This is a genomic window from Bradyrhizobium sp. HKCCYLS3077 (assembly GCF_051167555.1).
Taxonomy (GTDB): Bacteria; Pseudomonadota; Alphaproteobacteria; order Rhizobiales; family Xanthobacteraceae; genus Bradyrhizobium.
On sequence record NZ_JBNPTH010000001.1, the window covers coordinates 464,440 to 480,025 of the forward strand.

16 protein-coding genes are annotated in these 15,586 nt (G+C 66.3%); 10 read left to right on the forward strand and 6 right to left on the reverse strand.

Features of this window, described 5'->3' with window-relative positions:
• Nucleotides 1–10: 10 nt before the first annotated feature.
• Complete coding sequence (locus ACQR0Z_RS02045; RefSeq protein WP_434917529.1) at nucleotides 11–931, reverse strand: polyprenyl synthetase family protein; 921 nt, start codon at nucleotides 929–931, stop codon at nucleotides 11–13.
• A gap of 187 nt (nucleotides 932–1,118) precedes the next feature.
• Here ACQR0Z_RS02045 and mtgA point away from each other — a divergent pair, with 187 nt between their 5' ends.
• From mtgA to ACQR0Z_RS02060, 3 genes are all read left to right on the forward strand, one after another.
• On the forward strand, nucleotides 1,119–1,790 hold the full coding sequence (gene mtgA / locus ACQR0Z_RS02050) for a monofunctional biosynthetic peptidoglycan transglycosylase (protein WP_434917530.1): 672 nt from the start codon (nucleotides 1,119–1,121) through the stop codon (nucleotides 1,788–1,790).
• Nucleotides 1,791–1,958: 168 nt separating this feature from the next.
• A complete protein-coding gene (gene rpmF / locus ACQR0Z_RS02055; RefSeq protein WP_006610266.1) occupies nucleotides 1,959–2,141 on the forward strand; it encodes a 50S ribosomal protein L32 in 183 nt (60 codons plus the stop codon).
• 184 nt (nucleotides 2,142–2,325) lie between these two features.
• Entirely contained in the window at nucleotides 2,326–3,054 is a 729-nt protein-coding gene (locus ACQR0Z_RS02060) for a hypothetical protein (protein WP_434917531.1), read from the forward strand.
• 33 nt (nucleotides 3,055–3,087) lie between these two features.
• Here the strand turns inward: ACQR0Z_RS02060 and ACQR0Z_RS02065 are convergent, their stop codons facing one another.
• Nucleotides 3,088–3,267: a hypothetical protein gene (locus tag ACQR0Z_RS02065; protein WP_434917532.1), complete on the reverse strand. Its 180-nt coding sequence runs from the start codon at nucleotides 3,265–3,267 to the stop codon at nucleotides 3,088–3,090.
• A gap of 406 nt (nucleotides 3,268–3,673) precedes the next feature.
• Between ACQR0Z_RS02065 and ACQR0Z_RS02070 the strand changes: the two genes are divergently transcribed.
• Nucleotides 3,674–5,341 (forward strand): EAL domain-containing protein, encoded by a 1,668-nt coding sequence (locus ACQR0Z_RS02070; protein WP_434918000.1) that lies wholly within the window; start codon nucleotides 3,674–3,676, stop codon nucleotides 5,339–5,341.
• Nucleotides 5,342–5,378: 37 nt separating this feature from the next.
• Here ACQR0Z_RS02070 and phaR read toward each other — a convergent pair whose 3' ends face one another.
• Entirely contained in the window at nucleotides 5,379–5,975 is a 597-nt protein-coding gene (phaR, locus tag ACQR0Z_RS02075; protein WP_434917533.1) for a polyhydroxyalkanoate synthesis repressor PhaR, read from the reverse strand.
• Nucleotides 5,976–6,369: 394 nt separating this feature from the next.
• Between phaR and ACQR0Z_RS02080 the strand changes: the two genes are divergently transcribed.
• The 5 genes from ACQR0Z_RS02080 to ACQR0Z_RS02100 all read left to right on the forward strand — a co-directional run bounded on the left by ACQR0Z_RS02080 (nucleotide 6,370) and on the right by ACQR0Z_RS02100 (nucleotide 12,224).
• The gene (locus ACQR0Z_RS02080; protein ID WP_434917534.1) at nucleotides 6,370–7,548 is read left to right on the forward strand and encodes an acetyl-CoA C-acetyltransferase; all 1,179 of its coding nucleotides are present in this window, start codon (nucleotides 6,370–6,372) and stop codon (nucleotides 7,546–7,548) included.
• A 272-nt stretch (nucleotides 7,549–7,820) separates the two neighbouring features.
• Nucleotides 7,821–8,546 carry a beta-ketoacyl-ACP reductase gene (locus tag ACQR0Z_RS02085; RefSeq protein ID WP_434858239.1) on the forward strand — a complete coding sequence of 242 codons (726 nt, stop codon included), beginning with the start codon at nucleotides 7,821–7,823 and terminating at the stop codon, nucleotides 8,544–8,546.
• Nucleotides 8,547–8,709: 163 nt separating this feature from the next.
• Nucleotides 8,710–9,009, forward strand: a complete 300-nt coding sequence (locus ACQR0Z_RS02090; RefSeq protein ID WP_434917535.1) for a hypothetical protein — start codon at nucleotides 8,710–8,712, stop codon at nucleotides 9,007–9,009.
• Between the two features lie 110 nt (nucleotides 9,010–9,119).
• On the forward strand, nucleotides 9,120–9,992 hold the full coding sequence (gene yddG, locus ACQR0Z_RS02095) for an aromatic amino acid exporter YddG (RefSeq protein ID WP_434858240.1): 873 nt from the start codon (nucleotides 9,120–9,122) through the stop codon (nucleotides 9,990–9,992).
• Between the two features lie 219 nt (nucleotides 9,993–10,211).
• Nucleotides 10,212–12,224 carry a putative bifunctional diguanylate cyclase/phosphodiesterase gene (locus ACQR0Z_RS02100; RefSeq protein WP_434917536.1) on the forward strand — a complete coding sequence of 671 codons (2,013 nt, stop codon included), beginning with the start codon at nucleotides 10,212–10,214 and terminating at the stop codon, nucleotides 12,222–12,224.
• Between the two features lies 1 nt (nucleotide 12,225).
• Here ACQR0Z_RS02100 and ACQR0Z_RS02105 read toward each other — a convergent pair whose 3' ends face one another.
• Both ACQR0Z_RS02105 and gloB read right to left on the reverse strand, forming a co-directional pair.
• Nucleotides 12,226–12,660, reverse strand: coding sequence for a cupin domain-containing protein (locus tag ACQR0Z_RS02105; RefSeq protein ID WP_434917537.1), 435 nt, complete (start codon nucleotides 12,658–12,660; stop codon nucleotides 12,226–12,228).
• Nucleotides 12,661–12,671: 11 nt separating this feature from the next.
• Entirely contained in the window at nucleotides 12,672–13,439 is a 768-nt protein-coding gene (gene gloB, locus ACQR0Z_RS02110) for a hydroxyacylglutathione hydrolase (protein ID WP_434917538.1), read from the reverse strand.
• Between the two features lie 190 nt (nucleotides 13,440–13,629).
• On the opposite strand from gloB, the gene ACQR0Z_RS02115 reads away from it, so the two are divergent.
• Nucleotides 13,630–14,400: a class I SAM-dependent methyltransferase gene (locus ACQR0Z_RS02115; protein ID WP_434876168.1), complete on the forward strand. Its 771-nt coding sequence runs from the start codon at nucleotides 13,630–13,632 to the stop codon at nucleotides 14,398–14,400.
• 111 nt (nucleotides 14,401–14,511) lie between these two features.
• Here ACQR0Z_RS02115 and ACQR0Z_RS02120 read toward each other — a convergent pair whose 3' ends face one another.
• Nucleotides 14,512–15,345, reverse strand: coding sequence for a DUF4167 domain-containing protein (locus ACQR0Z_RS02120; protein WP_434917539.1), 834 nt, complete (start codon nucleotides 15,343–15,345; stop codon nucleotides 14,512–14,514).
• Nucleotides 15,346–15,586: the final 241 nt, after the last annotated feature.

Here is a 15,586-nt window from a genome sequence, read left to right on the forward strand (position 1 = left end):
CCGTCCCGCCTCAGCTCTTGCGCTCGGCGACGAAATGGGCGGCGGCGCGCAGCACGTCGCCCTTGGCGCCGAAGATCGACAGCGCGGCATCGCCGCGGGCGAGCAGGTCGCGGACGCGCTGCTTGGCGCCCTCGATGCCGAGCTGGGTGACGAAAGTGGTCTTGCCGAGCTCGGCGTCGGCGCCGGCCGGCTTGCCGAGCGTCGCGGCATCGCCCTCGACGTCGAGCAGGTCGTCGGCGATCTGGAAGGCCTCGCCGAGCGCGCGGCCGTAATCGTCGAGCGCCTGGTACTCGGCGGGCGAGGCCTGGCCGAGCAGGGCGCCGGCGATGCAGCCGAAGCGGAGCAGGGCGCCGGTCTTCATCTGCTGCACGCGGGCGACGTCGACGGGATCGCGATCGCCGAACCGGCCTTCGCCGGCGAGGTCGAGGATCTGGCCGCCGGCCATGCCGCCGACACCGGCGCAGCGGGCGAGCGCCCGGGTCAGCGCCAGGCGGACGCCGGCATCGGGATGGATCTCGTCGCGGGTGATGATGTCGAAGGCGATGGTCAGCAGCGCGTCGCCGGCCAGGATCGCGGTGGCGTCGTCATAGGCCTTGTGCAGGGTCGGACGTCCGCGGCGCAGGTCCGAATTGTCCATCGCCGGCAGGTCGTCGTGGATCAGGGAGTAGCAATGGATGCATTCGAGCGCCGCGCCCGCCATCAGCGCGCCACGGCGGGGCACGCCGAACACGGCGGCGCTCTCGACCACCAGGAACGGGCGCAGCCGCTTGCCGCCGCCGAGGCTGGAATAACGCATCGACTCGATCAGCCGCTTGGGACGGGCGATCTCATCGGCCATCGGCTCATCCGACAGCAGCTCGCCGAGCAGCGCCTCGGTCTCCTCCGCGGTCTTGTCCAGGCGTTGGGTGAAGTCGGTGGCCGTCGCGGTCATTTAAGAAGAGCTCCAAGGGCAAAATTCGCCGGACAATCGTTGATGGCGGCGACTTCGTCAATTGCGGGGACGGCGGCGGCTTTCGGCCGGTTAATGGCGTAAAAGATCGGGAAACCTCATGGAGATGTCGGATAATCCACCCCTCACCGCTCCCCCCGTGGCGGTCCAACCCGAGCGACGCCTGCCCTTGCGTACCGTCAGAACCATCCTCCTGGTCGCCGTGCTGGTACTGCTCGTACCTTACGTGCTGACGCCGTTCTATGCGGGAGGTCACCCGGTCTCGACCCTGATGCTGTGGCGGTCGGTGACGGGCCAGCCGATGGAGCGGCGCTGGGTCGATCTGTCGGCCATGTCGCCCTATCTGCCGCGCTCGGTGGTCGCGGCCGAGGATGCCAAATTCTGCAGCCATCACGGCATCGACTGGGGCGCGCTGCGCGAGGTGATGGACGACGCCGAGGACGGCGAGGTGTCGAGGGGCGGCTCGACCATCACCCAGCAGGTCGCCAAGAACCTGTTCCTGTGGCAGGGCCGCAGCTATGTCCGAAAGGCCCTGGAGCTGCCGCTGGCGTTGTGGATCGATCTCGTGCTGAGCAAGCGGCGGATCCTGGAGATCTACCTCAACATCGCCGAGCTCGGCCCGTCCGGCCAGTTCGGGGTGGAGGCGGGTGCGAATTACGCCTTCAACCGCTCGGCCGCGGGTCTGGGCCCGCGGGAGGCGGCGCTGATGGCCTCGATCCTGCCGAATCCGGTCAAGCGCAGCGCGCGCACGCCCGGTCCCGGCGTGCGGCGGCTGTCCGCGACCTATATGGTCCGGGCGCAGGCGTCCGCGCTCCAGACCTGCTGGGGAGACCGACGTTGAGGTCGGCAGGCCGCGAATTTTGGCCAAAAATGCCTCGGGGAGCCCTAGCCATGCCGCACCCCATCCTCTATAAGCGCGGCCTTGATCGGCATCCGGGCTCGCCAGCTTCATGGCTGCAGCCGTCCTTTGCGGACGATGCCTTCCGAATTACCCCTAGAGGATACCGATATGGCCGTCCCCAGAAGAAAAACTTCGCCGTCGCGCCGCGGCATGCGCCGCTCGGCCGACGCCATCAAGAAGCCGACCTATGTCGAGGACAAGGACTCCGGCGAGCTGCGTCGTCCGCACCACCTGGACCTCAAGACCGGCATGTACAAGGGCCGTCAGGTCCTGAAGAAGAAAGACGCCTGATTGCCGGCGCGGGCCGCTTTTCAAGCTGCCCGAATTCGGCCATCGATGGGGTTGAAAGCGGTCCCGCGCGACGTGATTCGCCGGGACCGTTGCGCGTCTGTGCCTGCGTGATCCCGTCTCGCCGTTATAATCTTCCAATTGATTTCGTGGCGGGTCCGCCGCCCGCGCCATAAGGCTTCAACCGATGTCCATGGTCGGTTTCCCGCTGCTGCTGATCCCGCTGGCGATCTACAACATGATCGTCTTCCTGATGCCGGGGGTCGCCTTCAGCGAGATCCTGCTGCGCCTGCAACTGCCGTCCGGCGAAGTCTGGACGGTGTCGCTCGGCGACATGCTCCTGGCGCTCGGTGTGCTGCTGCTGCTGCTCGAGGTCATCAAGGCGGCCAAGCCCAACGGCAAATATCTGACCGACCATCTGCTGTCGCTCTTGGTGTTCGGCGGCGCCGCGGCCGAATTCGCGATGTGGCCGAAGTTCGGGAACTCGACCTTCTTCCTGCTGGCCCTGCTGGCGATGGTCGATTTCTTCAGCGGCGTCTCGCTGCGCACCAAGCGCCGCGAGCGGGCCGTCGTCGTCGCGGCTCCCGATCCCATCCCGGCGCCGGTCAATCCAACCGTGCCTGAACCGGAGCCTGAGCCGATCGAAGAGCCGGCCAGGGAGACGGTCAAGGAGCCTGCGGCCGCAGAGGTTCAACAGGCCGGCGCCGCCGTGCCTGGCGTTGAAGAGCGAACCGATGCCGTGCCTGCGGCTGCGTCCGTCGCCGAGTCCGTGCTGCTCGATCGCTCGGTCCCGCGGCCGGCTCCGGTGCAGCCGACCGGCTGGGTCTCGGACGTGAAGGAGGCGGAGGCCGCCGCTCCGGGTGCTCCAGAGCCGCCCAAGCCAGACGCGCCCAAACCCGAGACTCCCAAATCCTAAAATCCCTCGCCCTCGGGCGCGGACAGGCACCGTTCAGATGATGTCCCGGGTGCGATCGCCCGCCCGCGTGACCGACTGAAGCCGTGCGGAATAAGCGCGGTGGACGTCCGCAGCCGCTGCCCGCCGGAGCGCGCGAGTCTGCGGCAACTGCTCGGCGGTCGCGATCAATTGCGTGACGAAGCCGGCATCCGGACGCGCTGCACTCGTCACCATCCCGCGGCGATCCTCGCTCCCGGCGCCCGGCATCACCGCCAGGGACCTGGACGCCTGATCCATTCCGCCTGAGCCCTCGCCCTGATCGATCGTTAACATTGTCCCACCACAACCGGCGCGCTTGTCACGTTCCGGGACGCCGGAGCCTTTCGCCGGTCCACCTCGCAAAGCCAGTGCCGCCCAGGCCACGACGGGCGCCGCGCCGCCGAACATGGTTGATGCGCCTCGGACGTGTCCGTGTCGCATCGGCATGCTCTCCGTTAACCAGAGATGCGTAGTCTGATTCGCGAAGTCGGCCGCCGCCGCTCGCGCGGGGGGATGGTCGCTGTCCCCCGATATCGACGCCGGCTGTGCCGGCTTGTTCCGAAACGAGGCAATCTTGACGTCCGATTTGCCACAGACCGCGATGATCCTGGCGTCCCTCGGCCAAGCCGCCTTCGTGTGGGATCTGGCGAGTGACGTGATCGTCTGGAGCGATCATGTCGGCGCCGTGTTTCCCGACGTGCCGCTGCCGCAGCTCTGCAACGGGGCCGAATTCGCCAGGCTGATCGAGCCCGACCGGCGCATCCGCTCGGAGGTCATGCGCCAGGCGGCGCCGCTTTACGGCGCCAGCGGCACGCCCTATCGCATCGAGTACGGCGTGCGCACGCATACCGGCGCGCCGCTGATCTGGGTCGAGGAGACCGGCTGCTGGTTCGCCGGCGCCGACGGGCGGCCGTCGCGCGCCCAGGGCATCATGCGGATCAACAACGAGCGGCATGCCCGCGACGAGCAGCTGCTGAAGCTGTCGCGCCATGACCCGCTGACCGGCGAGCTGAACCGCACGCATCTGCTGGCGACCCTGGCGGAGGTGATCGAGGAGTCGCAGCGCTTCCGCTTCTCCTGCGCCTTCATGCTGGTGGGCATCGATCACCTCGCGCGCATCAACGATGCCTTCGGCTTCGACGTCGCCGACGGCGTCGTGCTCGAAGTCGCGCAGCGCATCCGGGGGCGGCTGCGCGGCGGCGATACGCTGGGACGGTTCTCGGGCAACAAGTTCGGGCTGATCCTGAAGAACTGCACGATGGACGACATGACCATCGCCGCCGAACGCTTCCTCGCCACCGTTCGCGACGAGGTGGTGCCGACGAAGTCAGGACCGGTGGCGGTCACCGCCACGATCGGTGCCGTGAGCGTGCCTCGTCACGCGCGTTCGGTCGAGGAAGCAGTCAATCGCGCCCACGAGACGCTCGATGCCGCCAAGCGCCGCCGCATCGGATCGTTCTCGACATGGCGGCCGAACGTCGAGCGTGACGCCCAGCGCAAGGTCAACATCCGCGTCACCGACGAGATCGTCACGGCGCTCAACGAGCGGCGCATCGTGACCGCGTTCGAGCCGGTGGTGAACGCCACCACGCTCACGCCCGCCTTCTACGAATGCCTGGTGCGGATGCGGCAGGATGACGGCCGCGCTCTGCTGGCGCCCGACGTCGTGCCGGTCGCCGAGCGGCTCGGCCTGATCCGCCTGGTCGATCACCGCATCCTGGAGCTGGTCGTGGCCGAGCTCGCGAGCACGCCGGACGTGACCCTGAGCCTCAACATCTCGCCGGAAACGACCATGGACCCGGACTGGTGGGCCTCGATCGAATCGATGATGCGCGCCCATCCCGGCGTGGCCGAACGGCTGATCGTCGAGATCACCGAGACGGTCGAGATCCAGGACGTCGACGATCTCCGTGGCTTCGTCACGCGCCTGAAGGATCTCGGCAGCCGGATCGCGATCGACGATTTCGGCGCGGGCCACACCTCGTTCCGCAACCTGCGCAAGCTCGGCGTCGACATCGTCAAGATCGACGGCGCGTTCGTGCAGAACCTCGCGCGTTCTGCCGACGATCGCGCGTTCGTGCAGACGCTGGTCGAACTGGCGCGACGGCTCGACATCAAGACGGTGGCGGAATGGGTGCAGGACGAGGCGTCGGTCGCGCTGCTGCGTGACTGGGGCTGCAACTACATCCAGGGCCGGGTGATCGGCCTCGCCTCAACCGACAGACCCTGGATCGGCCAGGGAAGGGTGGACTTGCCGGCGGCGAGCTGATCAGCCGCCGGCGTTATTGCCGCTGCAATGCAGGGCTTCAGCCCTGCTGCTCGTCCTTCTTCGGCTCGCTCATGCGGTCGAGCCGGTCCTGCATCTCTTTCATCTGGCGGCGCAGCTCGTCGATGTTGTCATCGCTCGCTGGTGCGGGCTCCGCGGCCTTCTCCTCGGTGCGCGCCGCGGCAGGCGCGAACGGCTTGAACATCGAGAAGGTCTGCTGGAACAGCTCCATGTTGCGTCGCACCTGCTCTTCGAGCGGCGCGAAGGGCGTGCCGCTGAAAGTGTCGGCGATCTGCTTGCGGAACTTCTCCTGCTCCTTGGTCAGCGTATCGATCGACTGTTCCAGGTATTTAGGAACCACCATCTGCATGCTGTCGCCGTAGAAGCGGATGAGCTGGCGCAGGAAGGTGGTCGGCAGCAGGTTCTGGCCGGCCTTGTTCTCCTGCTCGAAGATGATCTGGGCGAGCACGGAGCGCGTGATGTCGTCACCGGTCTTGGCGTCGTAGACCAGGAAATCCTCACCGTTCTTAACCATCGAGGCAAGGTCTTCGAGGGTCACGTAGGTACTCGTCCCGGTATTGTAGAGCCGCCGGTTCGCGTATTTCTTGATCGTCGTGGGTTGGTCAGATTTCGCCATTGAGCTCACACATGCAAACCGAGAACAGGGAACCCAGCGGCGCTGCCGCGGGGGCGAAGAGCTACGCAATGCAATAAGGTAATCACTTTCGAGCGAGTTCGGCTACGGTTTTGTGCGGAACGGTTAATCCGACAGCAGAAATCTTGCCCATCAAACGGCCAAGCGCACCATTTTGAGTGCGCCGCAACAGGAATTGCAGGGACGGCCAATTGACATGTCGCAACGACGTTAACAGGATGATCGGCGAAGGTTGCGCCCGCCCAGCCGGGGCTTGCGGACGGCCGGCACGACCATGAACTGAGCTATTCGCTTTCGTTTCAAATCCGCTCTCGCTCTCAAGCCGCCTTCACACCTTAGATTTCGCACCCAAGATCAAAAACGTCAGGAGATGCCCATGTCAGACGATGTCGTCATCGTCAGCGCCGCCCGCACCGCGGTTGGAAGTTTCAACGGTGCGTTCGCCAGTGTTCCGGCCCACGATCTCGGTGCGGTTGCCATCAAGGCGGCGCTCGAGCGCGCCGGCGTCGAACCCGGACGCGTCTCCGAGGTCATCATGGGCCAGATCCTGACCGCGGCGCAGGGCCAGAACCCCGCCCGTCAGGCGTCGATCGCGGCCGGCATCCCCGTGGACAGCCCGGCCTGGGGCATCAACCAGCTGTGCGGTTCCGGTCTGCGCTCGGTGGCTCTCGGCTATCAGGCGCTCAAGAACGGCGATTCCGATATCGTGGTCGCCGGCGGCCAGGAGTCGATGAGCATGGCCGCGCACGCGCAATATCTGCGCGCCGGCGTGAAGATGGGCTCGCTGGAGCTGGTCGACACCATGATCAAGGACGGCCTGTGGGACGCCTTCAACGGCTATCATATGGGCAACACCGCCGAGAACGTGGCGAAACAGTATCAGATCACGCGCGCGCAGCAGGACGAGTTCGCGGTTGCATCCCAGAACAAGGCCGAGGCGGCGCAGAAGGCCGGCAAGTTCAAGGACGAGATCGCGCCGGTGACCATCAAGGGCCGCAAGGGCGACACCGTCGTCGACACCGACGAATATCCGCGCCACGGTGCGACGCTGGAGGCGATGGGCAAGCTTCGCGCAGCCTTCGAGAAGGACGGCACGGTCACGGCCGGCAATGCCTCGGGCATCAATGACGGCGCCGCGGCGGTGGTGCTGATGACCGCCAAGCAGGCCGCCAAGGAAGGCAAGACCCAGCTGGCGCGCATCGTCTCCTGGGGGCAGGCTGGCGTCGACCCGAAGATCATGGGCACCGGCCCGATCCCGGCGTCGCGAACGGCGTTGAAGAAGGCCGGCTGGAATATCGCCGACCTCGACCTGATCGAGGCCAACGAGGCCTTCGCCGCGCAGGCCTGCGCGGTCAACAAGGATCTCGGCTGGGATCCGGCCAAGGTCAACGTCAATGGCGGCGCGATCGCGATCGGCCACCCGATCGGCGCGTCCGGCGCGCGCGTGCTCGTCACCTTGCTGCATGAAATGCAGAAGCGTGACGCCAAGAAGGGTCTCGCCACGCTGTGCATCGGCGGCGGCATGGGCATCGCCCTGTGCGTTGCACGCGACTAAAAACGCGGCAGTGACTGCGAACCCTTCGGTCTTCGCAATCGCGTCCAGCTCAACTAAAGATCAACGCCCGGCGACCTCGCCGGGCGTTTTGTTCTTGATGTCCGTCAAACACGTCGCATAATCGAAGACATAAAAATGAGAGTTGAGCGAGCATGTATGTCGCAGCGGCGAGGTGATTGTCGCCACGACGTGCATGGTCCAATAACAACGGAATTCACGTCGGCATCCTCTGGTTGTTGCCGTGTGATCAGTCATCGAGGGAAGGATTCGACATGGCACGTGTGGCGTTGGTGACGGGGGGGACGCGCGGTATCGGTGCGGCCATCAGCAAGGCGCTGAAGGCGGCGGGATACAAGGTCGCAGCGAATTACGGCGGCAACGATGCCGCTGCGGAGAAGTTCAAGAGCGAGACCGAGATCCCGGTCTACAAATGGGACGTCAGCTCGTTCGATGCCTGCGCCGAGGGGATCAAGAAGGTCGAGGCCGAGCTCGGCCCGGTCGACGTACTGGTCAACAATGCCGGCATCACCCGCGACACCGCGTTCCACAAGATGACGCTCGAGCAGTGGAGCGCCGTCATCAACACCAATCTCGGCTCGCTGTTCAACATGACCCGCCCGGTCATCGAGGGCATGCGCGCGCGGAAGTTCGGCCGCATCATCAACATCTCCTCGATCAACGGCCAGAAGGGCCAGTTCGGCCAGGTGAACTACTCCGCGGCGAAGGCGGGTGACATCGGCTTCACCAAGGCCCTGGCTCTGGAGACCGCGAAGGCCGGCATCACCGTCAACGCGATCTGCCCGGGCTACATCAACACCGAGATGGTGCAGGCCGTGCCGAAGGACGTGCTGGAAAAAGCCATCCTGCCGCTGATCCCGGTCGGCCGCCTCGGCGAACCCGAGGAGATCGCGCGCGCGGTCGTGTTCCTCGCCGCTGACGAAGCCGGTGCTCTCACCGGCTCGACGCTGTCGATCAACGGCGGCCAGTACATGGCTTGATCGGGATGTCGTCCCGGTGCGCGTCGACACATGGCGTCGCGGCTGGCGGCGTGGGTGCGAGTGTGGTCCTGGACCGATCTGCTGCCTGGATGCGATCTCGCGCATCCAGGCTTTCTCTTTCTCAAGTGAGTCTCGATTTTTCCGCACGCGCGAGCGCGGTGCAATGAGGCGACGACTCTCGCTGGCCGCAGTCCTTGCAGGCGTCACCCTCATCGGTGAATCCGCCCTCGCCCAGGTCGTTGTCCCGCCGCATCCGACAGAGCCGGTGTTTCGGGGCCTCCATCGGCACAAGGCCGTCCAAGGAAGCGCGGAGACCGTCACCATCACCGACGGTAAGACCTATCAACGGATCAGCGAGCAGAATTATCGCGAACGCGGCTACCAGCCGGATTTCGAGCGCCTGCCCACCGTGTTCGTTCAGCGCTTGCCCGTTCGCGCCTTTTCCCCGCACGACCTCGACTAGACAGGCCGTCCCTCGATTTTGGCAAAGATGGCGCGATCCGATGGCGACGATACGATCGGGATCGGCTATGGACCCCGCATGCATTGCTTTCGTTCGCCTGTCGTCTTCTGATGTCCCAGCGCACTGCGACCCTGATTGGCCTGACCGCGATCCTGATGTGGTCGCTGCTCGCCTTGCTGACGGTGGCCACGGGAACGATCCCGGCGTTTCAGCTCGCGGCGATGACCTTTGCCGTCGGCGGCGTCGTCGGCATGCTCGCTGTGTTGCGCCGGCCCGATGGGCTTCGGGTGCTGCGGCAGCCGGTGACGGCATGGGCGGTGGGCGTCGGGGGCCTGTTCGGCTATCACGCGCTGTACTTCCTGGCGCTCCGCTTCGCGCCGCCGGCCGAGGCCGGGCTTTTGAATTATCTCTGGCCGCTGCTGATCGTGCTGTTCTCGGCGTTTCTTCCCGGCGAACGGCTGGCGGTGCATCACGTGATCGGCGCCGCGCTCGGGCTGGTCGGCACGGCGCTGCTGCTCGTCGGCAATGGCGCGAGTTTCGCGACCGGCCAGCTTCCGGGGCTCGCGGCGGCCTTCATCGCCGCCTTCGTGTGGGCGATCTATTCGGTGCTGTCGCGCCGCCTCAAGGCGGTGCCGACCGACGCCGTCGCCGGGTTCTGCCTCGCCACAGCGGTTCTCGCCGCACTTGTCCATCTCGCGGTCGAGCGCACGGTCTGGCCCGACACCATGACGCAATGGCTGGCGGTGGCCGGCCTCGGCATCGGTCCGGTCGGCGCAGCGTTCTACGCCTGGGACATCGGCATGAAGCGCGGCGACATTCGCGTACTCGGTGCGGCGTCTTATGCGACACCCTTGTTGTCGACAGCGTTCCTGATCGTCGCCGGCTATGCCCGGCCCACCGCCAGCATCGCGCTTGCCGCGCTCCTGATCGCGGGTGGCGGCCTCGTCGCCGCCAAGGACATGTTCCGGCTGCGCAGGCGCTGACCCCTCTGCTTCGCTCGCGATCCCCTGGAGCCGAGCCGCCATCGCGGCCGAGCACATCTGCCGATTATCCTTGATCCCCGCTTAACCCGCAGCGACTTGCGACTGGCTGGCGGTAGTGTGCAACCGCCGCTGGCAATCACGCGTCATTTGCACCTAACCCAGCCTTTACTCGCGCTGCGCAACACTTGGTCCCGCAATGGTGCTGAAACGGGGCGGCGGATGCCGAACGTGAGACGTTACATGGCCCGCCTGGGGGAGCTGTTTCGCGTTCCTGCCGACAATCCCGAGCTGACGCGCGCGCAGTTCCAGGCGTTCTCCAAGCAGGTGCCGCTGCTCTATTTCATCCTGATCACCAACAGCCTCGCGCTTGCCTATACGTTTCTGCCGCTGGCACCCGCGTGGCTGAGCGTCTCGGTGCCGGCACTGCTGACGACGATCACCGGCCTTCGCATGCTGTGGTGGCTGCGACAGCGCGAGGTCCCCAGCAGCGACGCCGAGGTGCTGCAGAATCTGCGCGTCACCAACCGCATCGCCGGACCCATCGGCGTGCTGTTCGTCATCTGGTCTTTCGCGCTGTTTCCCTATGGCGATCCGTTCGCCAAGGGACAGGTCGCATTCTACATGGCGGTCACCGTCATCGGCATCATCTTCTGCCTGATGCACCTGCGCTCGGCGGCGCTGATCGTGACGCTCGTGGTGATCGTTCCCTATGTCATCTTCTTCCTGGCGACGGGCGTGCCCGCGCTGCGGGCCATCGCGGTCAACCAGCTGCTCGTGTCCGGCGCGATGGTGACGGTGCTGTTCATCTACTACCGCGATTTCGCTGCCCTTGTCGCCAGCCGCAAATCGCTGCTGGCTGAACAGGCCGCGACGCAGGCCCTGTCGGATGAGAACTTCCGCCTCGCCAATCTCGACGCGCTGACCGAGCTGCCCAACCGCCGCCGCTTCTTCTCCGAGCTCAAGCAGGCCTTCACCGAGGCCGAGCGCGATGGCACGCGGCTCGCCGTCGGCATCATCGATCTTGACGGTTTCAAGCCGATCAACGACACGTATGGACACACCGTCGGCGATCGCGTGCTGATCGAAGCCGCCCGCCGTATCGGCGACGTCTGCGCCAGCTATGGCACACGGGTGCATCTTGCGCGGCTCGGCGGTGATGAATTCGGCCTGGTCGTCACCGGCAATCCCGCGGATGAGGATCTCATCAAGCTCGGACGTGACATCACCGAGCTGATCAAGCTGCCCTATCAGTTCGACACGACGCATACCGGCCTGTCCTGCTCGACCGGCTTTGCGCTCTATCCGCGCTCGGCGATGGCGGCGGATGCGCTGTACGAATGCGCCGACTACGCGCTGTATCACGCCAAGCGTCGCGCCCGCGGCCAGGCGATCATCTTCTCGGCGGAGCTCGAGGCGGAGATCCGCAGCCGCGGCGTGATCGAGCATCTGTTGCGGATCGCTGATTTCGAGACCGACATGCACCTGGTGTTCCAGCCGATCGTGGATGCCCTGAACGCACGCACCACCGGCTTCGAGGTGCTGGCGCGCTGGCACAGCGCCAAGCTGGGTATCGTCTCGCCGTCGAGCTTCATTCCCGCCGCGGAGCGTATCGGCGTGATCCGCAGCCTGACCCGCGTGCTGCTGGTGAAGGCGCTCGCCGCAGCGCGCACCTGGCCCGACGACATCCGCATGTCGTTCAATCTGTCGGCGCACGACATCTGCTCGCCCGAGGGCATTCTGCCGCTGATCGCGGTGATCCAGGCCAGCGGCGTGCCGCCGCGCCGGATCGAGTTCGAGATCACCGAGACCGCCGTCGCCTTCGACTTCGTGCGGGCCGAGCAGTCGATCGCGGCGCTGAAGGCGATCGGCTGCAGCATTTCGCTCGACGATTTCGGCACCGGCTATTCGTCGCTGAGCCATGTGCATCGGCTGCCGCTCGACAAGCTCAAGGTCGACCGCAGCTTCGTGCATGACGTCAATGCCAATCCGGTCAGCCACAAGATCATCAAGTCCCTGACCGGACTGTGCGCCGACATGGAGATTTCCTGCGTCGTCGAGGGCGTCGAGACCAAGGAGCAGCTCGACAGCCTGCGGCGTCTCGGGGCCGACTTCATCCAGGGCTATTACTTCGCCGAGCCGATGCCGGCCGACGCGATCTCCGGCTTCCTCGCCAGAGAGCGTCAGCGCTTGGCCGAGCCCGCCGCCGCAAAGGTCGCCGGCGCAAGCGCCTGAGCTACGCCGCTGGCTCCCAGCCCGGCGGCGCGAGCTCGAACTTCTCGAACATGAATCCAGGCGCCACGGTGCAGCCCACCAGCGTCCAATCGCCGGTGCTTTCGGCGGCCTGCCAGGCATGGGCGGGCACCACCGCCTGCGGCTGCTGGCCGGCCGCGAGATCGATGCCGAGCGTGATCGCCTGCGGTGCCTGCCCATCCGCCGCGATGCGCAGGATCAGCGGCGCGCCGGCGTAGAAGTGCCAGGTCTCGACGGCGTCGACCTTGTGCCAGTGCGAGCGCTCGCCGCGGGCAAGCAGGAAGTAGATCAAGGTGGAGTGCGCGCGGCCATCGGCATCGGTCGCGGGATCGCGATAGGTCTCGCGAAAATGCCCGCCCTCGGGATGCGGCTGCAGGCCGAGGCGCGCGATGATGTCGGCGGCTGTGAGCGCGGTCATCGGCCGCGGCCCTATGACTTGTTCTTGCGCTCGCGCAATTCGCCGAACACCTCTTCGGCGCCGGCGCCCTTCATCCGCAGCCGGATCGCAATCGCGGGATCGTCGGCGCGCAGGAACACGTTGGCGAGTTTCTCCTCGCCGAGCAGCGTCGGGATGGTCGCCTGGTTGGCGGCGCGCAGCCGCGTCACCTCGGCCGCGCGCGCCTTCAGCGCCTCGTTGTCGGGGTCGACGGTGAGCGCGAACTTGACGTTGGAGGCGGTGTATTCGTGGCCGCAATACAGCCTGAAATCGTCCGGCAGCGCCCGCAGCTTCAGCAGCGAATCCCACATCATCGGATAAGTGCCCTCGAACACGCGGCCGCAGCCGATCGAGAACAGCGTGTCGGCGGCGAACACCGCCTTGTCGGCATCGAACACGTAGGACACGTGGTCGAGCGTGTGGCCGGGTGTCTCCAGCACGCGCGCCAGGAGATCGCCGACCTTGACCACGTCGCCATGGGCGACGCGCTGGTCGACATGCGCGATCGCCGCGGCCTTGTCGTGCGGCGCCACGACGCGGCAGCCGTATTTCTGCTTCAGCTCGGCGACGCCGCCGACATGGTCGTGGTGGTGGTGCGTGATCAGGATGTCGGTGAGCCGCCAGCCCGAGGTCTCCAACTGCCGGATGATCGGTCCGGCCTCGGGCGCATCGATCGAGGCCGTCGCGCCGGTCGCGGTATCATGGATCAGATAGCCGAAATTGTCGGACAGGCAGGTGAAGACGCGGATGTCGGCGGCCATGATGTCTCCGTCGGCGGTACAGGCGCGGCGCGCGATCGTGGCGCTCGCGAGATCGGAAAGTCGTGAGTGGGAGCCGGGCGCGGCGATGCGGGCAGCCTCCCTGTGCCGGGCAGAGATATGGCGTTAACGCTGGGGGCGCAACGCAATATTCGGCGCGCGGCCTCCGGCGGCGGCGTGATACATTGCCGTCATGGACGTGATCGATCTGCGAAATTTCTACTCGGGTCGCCTGGGGATCGTCGCGCGGCTGCTGATCAACCGCGGCATTCGGGAGCGGTGGCCGAGCGCGGCGGGTCAGCGCGTGCTCGGGATCGGCTATCCCACGCCCTATCTCGGTCTGTTCCGCGAGGATTCGGAGCGCTGCATCGCCTTCATGCCGGCGGCCCAGGGCGTGCTGAAATGGCCGACCGCGCGCCCGACGCTGGCCTCGCTGGTCGATGAATTCTCGCTGCCATTACCGGATGCGGCGGTCGACCGCATCCTGATCGTGCACGCGCTGGAGATGTCCGACGATCCGGCGGGACTGCTGCGCGAGACGTGGCGGGTGCTGTCGCCGGCTGGGCGCATGATCATCGTGATCCCGAACCGGCGCGGCGTCTGGACCCGCACGGACAACACGCCGTTCGGCCATGGCCGTCCCTATTCGCGCTCGCAGATCACGCAGCTGCTGCGGCAGACCTGGTTCACGCCGACCGCGTGGGGCGAGGCGCTGTTCATGCCGCCGGTCGGCGGCTGGTTCCTGAAATCGGCGATGGCCTGGGAGCGGGTCGGCGCGGCGCTGTCGCTGCCCTTCGCCGGCGTCCACATCGTGGAGGCGACCAAGCAGGTCTATCGCGTGATCCCGGCGCGCCGCGAGCGCATCAGGCTGATCCCGCGGCTCGAGCCGGTGCTGGCGCCGTCGCCCTCGACCCAAGGCTCGAACCGGCGTGGATCGGACAAGGGAGCCTGCCCTCCGTCGTGACAGGCCTGCCCCTCCGGCGCTCCGCGACCGTTGCGCGACGTTGCCAGCCGGCAAAAAGAAAGCGGGCGGGCCCTGGGGCCCACCCGCTTCCATCGCATCAGGTGATGACGATCACTCGCCGGGATTGAGGTCCTCGCTCGGCGCCGGTGCGGCGGCGGCCGCTTCGGCGCGCGGGCCATGCGGACGGCGGCGGCGGCGCGGATAACGCTCGGCGCCACCTTCGAACGCGGCCGGCGGATTGGCGATCTGCGGCTGCGGGCCGGTGATGAAAGACGGCAGGCGGTCGACGCCGCTGTCGGCGATCACGGGCTGGGGCTGCGGCTGATAGGCCGCGGGCTGCGGGCGTTCGCGGTGCTCACGCGGCTCGCGATTTTCGCGCGGTTCACGATGCTCACGGGGTTCGCGATGCTCGCGCGGCTCACGATGCTCGCGTGGTTCGCGGTGCTCACGCGCCTCACGATGCTCGCGCGGCTGCTGCTCGCGCTGATAGGGCTGGTTGTCGCCACGCTCGCGCTGGCCGCCGTCACGGTCGCGCATGAAAGGCTGGGGCTGGGGCTGCGGCTGGGCCGGAACAAAGCCGGGCTCCTGGCCGAAATTCGAGAAGCTCTCGCCGTCATCGTCGAGGTCGTCGACGGTGAGGTCGTCGGTGGCGCGCGGCTGCTGCGGCTGGTTCTGGCGGAACTGCTCCTGGGCGGCGGCAATCAGGCGGAAATAGTGCTCGGCGTGCTGGTAGTAGTTCTCGGCGGCGACGGGATCGCCAGAGGAGCGGGCGTCGCGGGCGAGCTGGACATATTTCTCGGCCACGTGAGAGGCGGTCCCGCGGATCTTGATGTCCGGCCCGTTGGACTCGAACACGCGGGTCAGCGGATTTTGGCCGCGCCGGTTATTATTATTGTTACCGTTGTTCCGGTTGCGCATCCGCTTGTTGTTTTGACCGTTTCTCATGTCCTGCCTTTATTCCAACCCTGCGTTAGGAGCACTGATTGTCAGAGCACTGATTGCCAGAGCACAGATTGTCATCGGAATACCGATACCGTATTGAAATACCTCTTGAAGCAAGGGGCGCGTCATGCGCGGTCCAATCCGACCCACGCGGGCCTGATTCATGCCGATGTGATCGACAGCCGATTCGCTCGACAAAAGCGCGTTCAAAACGCGTTCCCCACCCACCAGCCCTTCCGGCCGG